11 protein-coding genes and 1 pseudogene are annotated in these 10594 nt (G+C 68.7%); 4 read left to right on the top strand and 8 right to left on the bottom strand.

Annotated elements, in window-relative coordinates:
• Positions 1 to 460: 460 nt before the first annotated feature.
• Positions 461 to 1528: an amidohydrolase family protein gene (locus tag ACIRD8_RS25630; protein ID WP_403995908.1), complete on the bottom strand. Its 1068-nt coding sequence runs from the start codon at positions 1526 to 1528 to the stop codon at positions 461 to 463.
• Positions 1529 to 1594: 66 nt separating this feature from the next.
• Between ACIRD8_RS25630 and ACIRD8_RS25625 the strand changes: the two genes are divergently transcribed.
• A complete protein-coding gene (locus tag ACIRD8_RS25625) occupies positions 1595 to 2071 on the top strand; it encodes a MarR family winged helix-turn-helix transcriptional regulator (protein WP_403995905.1) in 477 nt (158 codons plus the stop codon).
• A gap of 78 nt (positions 2072 to 2149) precedes the next feature.
• Here the strand turns inward: ACIRD8_RS25625 and ACIRD8_RS25620 are convergent, their stop codons facing one another.
• Positions 2150 to 3145, bottom strand: coding sequence for an amidohydrolase family protein (locus ACIRD8_RS25620; protein ID WP_403995903.1), 996 nt, complete (start codon positions 3143 to 3145; stop codon positions 2150 to 2152).
• Positions 3146 to 3180: 35 nt separating this feature from the next.
• Positions 3181 to 3780, bottom strand: coding sequence for a nuclear transport factor 2 family protein (locus ACIRD8_RS25615; protein WP_403995900.1), 600 nt, complete (start codon positions 3778 to 3780; stop codon positions 3181 to 3183).
• Here ACIRD8_RS25615 and ACIRD8_RS25610 point away from each other — a divergent pair.
• Positions 3762 to 3989: pseudogene (locus tag ACIRD8_RS25610) on the top strand (LysR family transcriptional regulator); the annotation flags it as partial. The gene ACIRD8_RS25615 and the pseudogene ACIRD8_RS25610 overlap by 19 nt on opposite strands.
• A gap of 43 nt (positions 3990 to 4032) precedes the next feature.
• Positions 4033 to 4761 (top strand): LysR family substrate-binding domain-containing protein, encoded by a 729-nt coding sequence (locus ACIRD8_RS25605; RefSeq protein WP_403995956.1) that lies wholly within the window; start codon positions 4033 to 4035, stop codon positions 4759 to 4761.
• Between the two features lie 55 nt (positions 4762 to 4816).
• Here the strand turns inward: ACIRD8_RS25605 and ACIRD8_RS25600 are convergent, their stop codons facing one another.
• The 5 genes from ACIRD8_RS25600 to ACIRD8_RS25580 all read right to left on the bottom strand — a co-directional run bounded on the left by ACIRD8_RS25600 (position 4817) and on the right by ACIRD8_RS25580 (position 7964).
• Entirely contained in the window at positions 4817 to 4936 is a 120-nt protein-coding gene (locus tag ACIRD8_RS25600) for an RICIN domain-containing protein (protein ID WP_403995952.1), read from the bottom strand.
• Between the two features lie 89 nt (positions 4937 to 5025).
• A complete protein-coding gene (locus tag ACIRD8_RS25595; protein ID WP_403995898.1) occupies positions 5026 to 5493 on the bottom strand; it encodes a hypothetical protein in 468 nt (155 codons plus the stop codon).
• A 135-nt stretch (positions 5494 to 5628) separates the two neighbouring features.
• On the bottom strand, positions 5629 to 6201 hold the full coding sequence (locus ACIRD8_RS25590; protein WP_403995896.1) for a VOC family protein: 573 nt from the start codon (positions 6199 to 6201) through the stop codon (positions 5629 to 5631).
• A gap of 189 nt (positions 6202 to 6390) precedes the next feature.
• Positions 6391 to 7239 carry a fumarylacetoacetate hydrolase family protein gene (locus tag ACIRD8_RS25585; RefSeq protein ID WP_403995893.1) on the bottom strand — a complete coding sequence of 283 codons (849 nt, stop codon included), beginning with the start codon at positions 7237 to 7239 and terminating at the stop codon, positions 6391 to 6393.
• Between the two features lie 245 nt (positions 7240 to 7484).
• Positions 7485 to 7964 (bottom strand): Lrp/AsnC family transcriptional regulator, encoded by a 480-nt coding sequence (locus ACIRD8_RS25580; RefSeq protein WP_403995890.1) that lies wholly within the window; start codon positions 7962 to 7964, stop codon positions 7485 to 7487.
• A 272-nt stretch (positions 7965 to 8236) separates the two neighbouring features.
• Between ACIRD8_RS25580 and ACIRD8_RS25575 the strand changes: the two genes are divergently transcribed.
• Positions 8237 to 10564: a transketolase-like TK C-terminal-containing protein gene (locus tag ACIRD8_RS25575; RefSeq protein ID WP_403995888.1), complete on the top strand. Its 2328-nt coding sequence runs from the start codon at positions 8237 to 8239 to the stop codon at positions 10562 to 10564.
• The last annotated feature ends 30 nt before the right edge of the window (positions 10565 to 10594 follow it).

The following is a 10594-nucleotide window of genomic DNA, read 5'->3' as shown; positions in this document are numbered from 1 at the left end:
CCGCGAGTACACCCCCGCCAACAGCGGACAGCACATCATCCACACCGGGGGAGAGCGCGCTTCCCATCTGCAGCTCCCCGTGAAGACCAGCTGATCCGGGAGGGCCCGGTCCCGTCTGTGGCGGGACCGGGTGGCATTTCTGCCGCGCTGTCAACATTTTGATATTCGGCCGGTTCCGGTAGAGCTCCAAGCCGTCCGCGCGGTAGGAGTCGCTGTTGAACTCCGCGTAACCTCGTCCAGGACGATCACCACATTGGCCGGCAGGCCATCGGCCCACCGGTGGGCGCGGCAGGCTTGCCGGGTACGTACGCCGGGATGGTGTCGAGCAGGGTACGGAGCCTGGGTGACGGTGCCCTGTTCGCGCGAGTCACTGCTTCATCCTTGCTTGCACCACTCATGCCGACCGTCGCGTCCGTTCTGCTCGCTCACCCGTACCGAGGGCAGACATCCGGGCTTCTTCTCACCGGACGCGCTCCCCGGCGATCCAGACACCGACGATGGCACGGGTCGCGGCGATGTCCGTGGTCGGGTCGCCGTCGATGAGAAGCAGGTCGGCGCGCCTGCCGGGTTCGATCACGCCGCGGTCGTCGAGACCGAACGTCTGTGCCGCGAGCGTGGTGGCTCCACGGAGTGCTTCGACGGGGGTGAGGCCGGCGTCGACCATCAGCCCCAGTTCGTCGTGCAGGGACGCGCCGTGCTCGGGAGCGAACGGGACGCCGGGCGCGGAGTTCGCGTCCGTGCCGACCAGGAGCCGGATGCCGGCTTCGTGGAACTTGGTCACCGTGTCACGGGCGTACTCGTACTTGAGCCCTGCCGCAGCCCGGGTTGCGGCGATACCCCGCATCATCGTCAGTGTGGGCGAGGACACCATTCCGGTGGCCTGCATGCGCTGAACCGTGTCGTCGTCGAGAACTGCGTCCAAGGGCGCGTGCGTGCTGATGTCGACGCCGGCTTCGACCGCGACGTGGAACGCACCCGTGGTGATCGAGTGCGCCACGACCAGGAGGCCGTGTTCATGAGCCACGTCCACGATCGCGTTCACGGTCGCCTGATCCATCCCCTCGGGCGGTGCGGCCTCAGTGACGATCTTGATGTAGTCGGCGCCGTCCGCGACTCGGCGCTCGACGAACCTGCGCGCCTCCTGCGGTGTCGTGACGACGCCGTCCTCGGGGAATCCGGGCATCTTGGCGTGGTTTCCTCCGGGACCGACCGCCGGGGTCGTCGCGCTGAAGACCTGGGCGACGCCTGCCTGCTCGCGCATCTCGGTGACGAAGGAAAGCGGCCAGGCCGCCATGTCCATACCCGTGGTGACACCCGAGTTCGCCAGGTTCTCCAGGTCCCCTCGCCCGAGTACGTGCATGTGTGAGTCGATCAGGCCCGGCAGCAGCGCCTTGCCCGTGCCGTCGATCACGGAGTCCGGTGTCCCACCGGCCACGATGCCCGCGCCCTCGATGAACACGCGCCGCGGCTCAGTCAGTCCGACACCCGTGAAGACGCGAACGCCGTCGATCGCTGTCACAGCCGCCATGAGAACTCCTTGATGAATAGCTTTTCCAAAAGGTATCAGGAAAGTGTAATCGTATACAGTTGTGGCATGACCGCCAACAGCACGAACCGTTCGGACGACGAACGCCTGGCGCTGACGTTTTCCCAGCACGTCGTGCGCTTGCAGGGCCTCCTCGAGCAAGCCATCGCCCCCACTCTGGCAGCGCAGGGCCTTACCCCTGCCGAACTCGATGTGCTCGGAGCGTTGCGTTCGGTCGGCAGCCCCTACCGGCTGCGGCCCAAGGAGCTCGCGGCGCGTCTACTCCTGACCACCGGCGGACTGAGCAATGTCCTGCGGCGGCTCGATGCACGTGGCCTCATCTCCCGCGTCCCCGATCCTTCGGACGGGCGGAGCCATGGCGTCCAGCTGACCCCCACGGGAGTCACCACCGCGCAGGCGGCGACCTCCGCGGCAACAGCTGCGCTCCAGCGCACACTGTCCGCAGTGCCGGCCGCAACGCTCACGGGCTCCTTGCACCAACTTCAGTCGATCCTCGGCTCGATCGATGACGGACCGTCTGGCTGACCAGGAATCGGCCATCCGGAACAGGTCCCGTGCTCCTGGTCAAGGGACTCCGGCCGGAACCGCCGGTGTGGCTTCCGGTCAGATTCCGAGCAGTCGTTCGGCGTTGCGGTGCGCGATGTCGAGCTTGGCGTCGGCGGACAGTTCGCAGTTCTCCAGGAAGGCGCGGGCACCCGCGTTGCCCACGAAGGGGTAGTCGACCGAGTAGATCATCCGGTCGGTGCCCAGGACGCCCTCGCAGAAGCGGAGATGCGGTGTGGTGAACATGCCGCTGGGGGTGTACCAGACGTTCTGGCGCACGTAGTCACCGATGGTCCGGTCGAGTCCCGTCGCGCGCTGGGGCAGTGCCTCGTCGAGACGGTCCAGGAACCAGGGGATCATCTCGCCCCAGTGACCGAGGACGAACTGCAGGTCCGGGTAGCGGTCCAAGGCTCCGCTGAGTACGAGGTGCAGGAAGTGAATGCCCGATTCGTTGTGCCACCCCCACCCGGCAGTGGCGAAACGTGTGGCGACCACGGGATCGAGGCCCGCCTCGTAGTTGACCGCGCTGGTGCCGCGGGTGGGCGGGGCGGGGTGCAGATAGATCGGGACCCGCAGTTCTGCGGCCGTCCGCAGGATCGGGTCGAATCGCTCGGCGGACAGGAATTCGTCATCCGTGCGGCCGTGGATGAGCGTACCGACGTGTCCGAGTTCCTCGACGGCACGCTTCAGTTCTGCCGGAGCCTGGTCCGCGGCGGACGTGGGCAGGGACGCGAACGCGGCGAAGCGGCCGGGGTTCCGGCCGCAGGCCGCCGTCAGCCGGTCGTTGACTCGCCGTACCAGTTCGGGTGCCACGCCGGCCGGCAGGAACTGTGTGGTGAGGTTGGACAGCACCTGTACGTCGATGCCGTGCGCGTCCATGTCGGCGATGCGCCCCTGGTCGAGATCTTCCAGTTCCTCGGTCGTGGGGGAGTAGGGGAGTCCGCCGGCCGGTGAGTATGCCGTCGCGAAGTGCGGGCTCACCTCGGCTGCTCGCTCGGCGGATGCCCGCGCCACCGCGGTGTCGAGGGTGTGTTCCTCGATGGTGATCAGCTTCATGCTGCTTCCTGTTGCTGCCGGCTCGGAGGTGGCTGTCATCCCTGGTCCTGCTCGCCGAGCCAGGCGAACGCGGACTTCTTGATGACGCGTTCCCGTTCGCTTCCCTTCGTGGCGAAGGTGCGCAGAACGGGAAACCCGCTCATGTCGAGCACGTAGGCCAGTGCCCCGTACTCGCGCGGGTACTTGGCCAGCACCTCGGGGTCGATGTCCGTGATTCCGGCAGGGAAGGTGAAGGTGGCGAAGTCGTACACGCTCTTGCGGTCGACGATGCGCCATACGCCGTTCCGACGCTCGATCCGGTCGATGAAACGGTTGTGGCCGTTGCACCCCAGACCGAGGCTGCTGTTCTCGGCGACGATGACCGCGTTGGTCTCGCTGACCGCGCGGGAGCCGTCCTCCGAGAACGTCACGGCAGGAGACGTGATGAGGTGCTTGGTGCGCAGATCCGTGGCGGCCATCCGCGCCGAGGCGTCGACGAAGTCCGAGGCCGCTCCCTCGAACCAGGTGATCTCGATCTGGGCTCCCGGGTGGAACAGATCCCGGAGCCTGTCCCATCGGCCCAGGTCCCGATGGATCCAACCGGTCATGAGGTCGGCGATGTCCTGACGGTCCTGGAGTGTTGTCGTTTTCGGCATATCCCCAGTCTCCGACCGATTCATCGATCGCGCCAATTGATAGATCTGATCTATTGTTCGTTAAAAACGATCGGAGACTTCGCGTGGAACTACGTCACCTGCGCTACTTCGTGGCTGTGGCCGAGGACTGCCACTTCGGCCGTGCTGCCGCACGGCTGCACGTCACCCAGTCGACGCTCAGCACACAGGTGAAGGCACTCGAACGCGAGGTGGGGGGGCCCTGTCTTCGTCCGCACCAGCCGCCGGGTCGAACTGACAGAAGCGGGAAATCTGCTGCTGATCGAGGCGCGACGGACACTGGCGCAGGCCGGCCGAGCCCTGGACGTCGCCCGGCAGTCGGTCAGAGGCGAGACCGGGGCAGTGCGGATCGGCTTCTCCGGAATCGCCGTACTGGAAGGCATCCTCTCCGGCGACCTGCGGCGCTTTCACCGAGCTCACCCCGCGGTCGAGCTCCACCTGACCGAGCTCCCGCCCTCCGCACAGGTTCAAGGCATCCAGGACGGCACACTCGACATCGGGTACAGCCCCGACAACGGTCTCCATGACACCGACGGCCTCGCGGTGACGCGTGGAGCCCGGACGAACCTCTCGGTCGCTGTCCGCCACGACCACGCACTCGCCTCCGAGGCCTCGGTCACCCCTGCAGACCTGGAGGGCGAGAACCTCATCGTGTACGCAACCGACATGGGTGACCAGAGCGTGCTCGACCGATTGGGGGCCGCCCGGGCGGAGCACAGGACCCACGTCCATCTCGTGACCAGCACCCTCGGCGCCCTTGCACTCGCCTCTGCCGGCGTCGGTGTGGCTCTGGTTCCGGCCGCTGCGGAGCGCATCGCACTGCCGGAACTCATCTACCGACCCCTGCTGGGCATGGCGACGGACGTGGAGGTGATGAGGCTCAGTCGCCCCGACGAACTCTCCGGATCGGTACGCGCATTCGTCAGATCGTGTGCGGAGCCGCTCCCCGATCCGGATCGATGACCCGGAGTCAGGGAGCGTCCGACCCGTCAGCTTCCCCCGCCCCTGTCCGTCCAGGTCAGCCGAGGTTCCAGATCTGGTTGGTGCCGCCTGTGGCAGCCCACTGCTGGAGCGCCGTGCCGGGCGTTGCGGACTCCTTGGGTACGTCGATCACCCATCCACTGCTGAGGCTGACCAGGGTGTAGGAGGCGTTGAGGACCAGGACCAGGACCCGGAGAGCGAGGTGGCGGTCGCGTGGACGTTGTCGTCCGACCCGCTGCTCGGTGGTCAGGCCGAGAGCGGATACGTGCCGTGGCCGGCGAGGCGCTCGTAGGCACGACGCACCGCCGGCACCAAGCGGGCGGCGGACTCCGGGTCGGCGCTTTCGGCGCGGAGCCGCAGTATGTTCCCGTTGCGCCGGTCCGCGGGGATGTCTTCGCCGCGAGCCGTGATGAGCGCGTGGAAGTGCGGATGGTTCTCGCCGAAGACCAGCAGATACGTGGCGGGCGCGCCGGTCGCCTCGGTGACCGCAGCGACCAGGTCGCGTGCACGGCGGGCGAACGTGGCCAGCTCGGCCTCGTCGAGCCCGGTGATGCGCTCGGCGTGCCGACGTACCCGCAGGACGAACCAGCCGGGTACGTCGTAACCGGGGACCACTTCCCCCGACCAGAGTGGGTCACGGAAAACGACGGTGCTGTCTTCGCTCTGTTCCAGGCTGCACATGAAGCAGTCGGCGTGGTGGCTGGAGGTGCTCAAGGATTCCCCTAGACGGTGGGTACGGGCGGACGGCCGGCGGGGCGAGCGGCCTCGGGCCGCCTGGTGGCGGCGCGCCGACGGGGTGCCGGTCTCGTCCCGGCACCCCTGATCCGACGACTTGGCCCCGCTCCTCGTTCAGACCGCCCCGGTGAGGACCAGCATCGGGTCCGGCAGGTCGCTCTTCAGCGCCCATGACCGCGGGACCAGGTCCTCGACGGCCGCCCCGCCGCGACGGGCGGCGAGCATGGCCTCGGGGTCGAAGGCGGGGCCGACGGCGTCGGCGCTGTACTCCGGTCCCTTCATGTAGCCGGTGGCCTCGTCCGGGTCGGCGAAGTTGTCGATCTGCATCTCCACGAAGCTGCCGTCCGGGTCCTGGTAGTACATGGACGTGGTGACGCCGTGGGCGATGCACACCGCCGGAGTGACGCCCTTGTCGCGCAGGAGCTCATAGCGGGCGAGGAGGTCGTCGAGGTGGTCGAAGGTGTAGGCGACGTGGTGGGCCGCGGCCGTCGTGGGCGACTTGCGCTCCAGTGGTACCGGCGGTGTGAGCAGGGCGACCCGGTGGTGCTCCTCGTCGTAGGTGATGAAGCACAGGCTCTCGTTCTGGAACACCACGTGTCCGTCGAGAACGGCGCAGTACCAGTCCCGCATGGCGGTAGGGCTGCTGGTCTGGAACACGACGTGGGCGAACTTCGGTGTGGCAGTCATCCGATCCTCCTCGATCGAATCTGCGGGCGTCCACCCGTGGTGGCCTTTCACCGGCCGGCCCGCCGACAGGCCGTTGGCTCGGGGCCGAGTTGGGGGTGCGCCCACACTTTCGGTATCCGACGGTTCATGCGGGTAGGTGCGTGCGACCTCGTGTTACGCGATCGCCGGAGGTGTCAGGTCTGTGCGGTGTCAGGTCTGTGCGACGAAGCGCTGGCGCAGTTCGCCGATGCCCTCGATGGTGCTGACCAGCTCGTCTCCTGGAGCGAGCCAGCGCTGCGGGTCACGGCCCAGGCCGACACCGGCCGGGGTTCCGGTGAACACGAGGTCACCGGGCAGCAGCGGGATCACCGAGGACAGACGGGCGAGCAGCTCGGGTACGGAGAAGATCAGGTCACTGGTGCGGCTCTTCTGGACCTCCTCGCCGTTCACGGTGCAGCGCAGTCCCAGGTCGTCGGGATCGTCGAACGCGTCGGGTGAGACCACCCACGGTCCGATGGGGGCGAAGCCCGGGAAGGACTTACCGAGGCTGAACTGCGGTGATGGTCCTTCGAGTTGTGTGATGCGCTCGGAGATGTCCTGGCCTACGGTCAGCCCGGCGACGTGGTCCCAGGCGGTCTCCGCGGAGACATGGTGGGCGCGGGTGCCGATGACGGCGACGAGTTCGATCTCCCAGTCGGTGTGACCGCCGGGCGGGAGGGTCACCTGGGTGACGGGGCCGGTGATGCTGGTGGCGAACTTGGTGAAGACCGGAGGCATGGTGTCGGGCACGGCGAACCCGGACTCGGCGGCGTGGTCACGGTAGTTCAGGCCGGCGGCGACGATCTGCCGTGGGGCAGGCACGGGGGCGCCCAGACGGGCGGGGTCCAAGGCGCTGCCTTCGGGTAGGCGCGCCTGCGCCGCCCACTGACGGAACTCCTCCCAACGCTCGTAGACGGCCTGTGGGTCCGCGGTGAAGCGGCCACCGCTGGCCTCCTCGACGTCGACGGCGCGACCGTCGACGACGAGGACCAAGCGGCCGGACAGGTTGGCGATGCGCACGGAACTGCTCCTGTATTCCTCGATGGTGGCCCGCGGCCGGGCCGGTGGCTCCTGCCCGCTGGAGCGGGTCGGCGTCGGCGAGGCAGCCGGCACAGATCGTTCGGTGGATGCTCGATGACTGAGATCCGGAACACACAGTAGGACGCTATATGTGATAACAGCAAGGGGTCGGCTGCTGTCTTTCCAGTTGAACGGTCGGTGGGGGTTCGATGCCCCGTCAGGGCCCGGCGCTGTATGGCCGGCGATCAGCGTGCGGCGGCCCGGCGCAGCAGTGGGTTCAGCCGGTAGCCGACCAGCTGACGCATGACCAGTGCCGTACTGGTGCGTTCCACCCCGGGGATGTCGAGGATCTGGCCGGCCACGCGGTACAGGTCCTCGGCGTCGGTCGCGACCACATGGACCAGAAGATCGGTGTCACCGGTCAGTCCGTGTACCTGGAGAACCTCGGGGATCGCTGCGAGCGCGTGCGCGACCTGGTCCAGCCTGCGCTGTGCCACCTGGGTGGTCACGAACGCGGTGAGTGGGTAGCCGAGGGCCGCGGGGTCGACGCACCGCTCGAAGGCGTCCACGGCACCCGTGCGGTCCAGTGAGGCCAGACGTGCCTGGACGGTGTTGCGGCTCAACCCGCTCGCCTCGGCGAGTGCCACCGTGGTGGCTCGGGGGCGGTCCGCGAGTGCCAGGAGCAGGCGCGCGTCGGTGGGGTCGATCCGCTCGGAGCTGGGCACGATGCGCACCTTCCGGGGCTGAGAGGACGGGTGATTGGGCATTCTGCGTAATTTCCTCGCGGGTTCTTGTGCACCATCCTGACCTGATGGTCTCCTCGTCTGCAACGATCCCGCCCCTGGCAGCACGCCGCCGACCGTGATCCGGTCGTGAGCCGGCCCGACGTGCGCCGGGGCACACCCGGTGCGCTCTTCACGCCGCCGTGGTACGTCCCAAGTCACAGCCGGTCGCACGTCTGCGAACCGGATGTGCCGAGCGAGGAGACCGTTTCGCCATGACCACCGCACCAGCCGCCCCCCGGCGGACCACGGCCGTCGCCCCCGACGTGCTGCACGAGATCGAGGACCGCGTGCTGTGGCTTTCCAGCGCGATCGTCCACCACGCCAACCGGGTGCGCCCCAACCCGTCGGGGCTCAAGGTCGGCGGTCATCAGGCATCGTGCGCCTCGATGGTGTCGATCATGACTGCCCTGTGGTTCCGTCATCTGCGTCCCGAGGACAGGGTCTCGGTCAAGCCGCACGCCTCCCCGGTCCTGCACGCCATCAACCACCTGCTCGGCGAACTGGACGCCTCCTACCTGTCCACGCTGCGCGCCTTCGGCGGTCTCCAGAGTTACCCGAGCCGGTCCAAGGACCCCGACCCGGTCGACTACTCCACCGGGTCGGTGGGCATCGGGGCCACGGCGACGATCTGGGGTGCCATGGCCCGCCGCTACGTGGACGAGAGCGCGGCCGGTGGCTTCGCCGGGCGGCAGTACGCACTGGTGGGAGACGCGGAGCTGGACGAGGGCGCGGTGTGGGAGGCGGTGCTGGACCCGCAGGTCGCCGAACTCGGCGAACTGGTCTGGATCGTCGACCTCAACCGGCAGTCCCTCGACCGCGTCGTGCCGAACATCGCTGCCGGCCGCCTGCACGACATGTTCGCCGCGGCCGGGTGGCAGGTGCTCACCCTCAAGTACGGCATGCTCCTGGAGGACCTGTGCGCGCGCCCCGGCGGCCAGGCACTGCGGGCCCGCATCGATGACATGTCCAACCCGGAGTACCAGCGTCTGCTGCGCTGTTCCGCCGGTGAACTGCGTGACCGGCTGCCCGGTACCGGCCCCGAAGCCCCGGCGATCACCGCACTGCTCGCGGAGACCGACGACGCCACCCTGATGGCGGCGGTTCGCAATCTGGGCGGTCACGACCTGTCCGCCCTCGACACCGCGCTGTCGGAGGTGGACGACCGCCGGCCCACGGTGATCTTCGCGTACACCGTCAAGGGCCACGGACTGCCCACCCAGGGGCACCCGCAGAACCACTCCTCTCTGCTGACGGAAGAGCAGATGCGGCAGTTGGCGGACGAGTTGGGCGCTGATCCCGATCACCCCTGGGAGGGCTTCGCCGCGGATTCGGCGGCGGCCCGTCTCTGCGAGGAGACGGCGGCGAGGCTGCGCCGGGACGCCGTTCCCGAGGCACGGCCACCGGCGATTCCCACGGACATCGGCCGTACCCCGACGGGCGTGGCGACGACCCAGGCCGCCCTGGGCCGGGTGCTGCTCGACCTGACGCGCAGCGCGCCCGAAGCGGCCCGCCGGGTGGTGACGGTCAGCCCAGACGTCAGCTCGTCGACCAACCTGGGCGGTTGGGTCAACAAGGTCGGAGTCTGGTCGCCCACCGAGCGCGTGGACTGGTTCGCCGACGACGCGGAGACCATCCTGCACTGGCGGGAGCGGCCGACCGGCCAGCACATCGAACTGGGTATCGCCGAGACCAACCTGGTCGGCCTCCTCGGAGAGCTCGGAGCGACCTGGAGCCGCTGGGGCGAGCCACTGCTGCCCATCGGCGTGATGTACGACCCCTTCGTGCAACGCGCCCTGGAGCCTTGGTCCTTCGGCATCTACGCGGGCGGCCGGTCGATCCTCGTCGGAACCCCCTCCGGCGTCACCCTCGCGCCCGAAGGCGGTGCCCACCAGTCCATCACCACGCCGTCCCTCGGCATCGAGCAGCCCGGCTGCACGACCTGGGAGCCCGCGTTCGCCCTCGACACCGAATGGGCGCTGCTGGCCGCCCTCTCCCGCCTCGGCAGGCCCGACGGCGGCTCCGCCTACCTGCGGCTGTCCACCCGCCCCGTCGACCAGAGCCTCGCCCGGGTGCCCACCGATCCGGCGGCCCGGGAACGCCGCCGCCGTCAGGTCGTCGCCGGCGCCTACACCCTGCGCCGGCAGGACGGTGCCCAGGTCACCATCGCCGCCATGGGTGGCGTGGTGACCGAGGCCCTGGCCGCGGCGGACCGTCTTCAGAACCTCGGCATCCCGGCCGACGTCATCTGCGTGACGAGCCCGGGACTGCTCTACCGGGCACTCGACGCCCGCGCCGGGCACGGCGAGGCGGCCGACTGGATCCTGGACCAGGTCTTCCCCGCGCAGCGGGCCACGCCTCTGGTCACCGTTCTGGACGGTCACCCGCACACCCTCGCCTTCCTGTCCACCATCCACCGAGTGCCGATCCGAAGGCTGGGCGTCACGCGCTTCGGCCAGTCGGGCTCACTGGACGAGGTCTACCGCTACCACGGGATCGACACCGACAGCATTGTCGGCGCCGTGCTCGACCTCACCCAGTGACGCGAAGTGCCGTACGGGGCCGGTGCCGAG

The organism is Streptomyces sp. NPDC102451, assembly GCF_044765485.1.
Taxonomy (GTDB): domain Bacteria; phylum Actinomycetota; class Actinomycetes; order Streptomycetales; family Streptomycetaceae; genus Streptomyces.
This window is presented reverse-complemented; position numbering and strand designations above follow the sequence as displayed.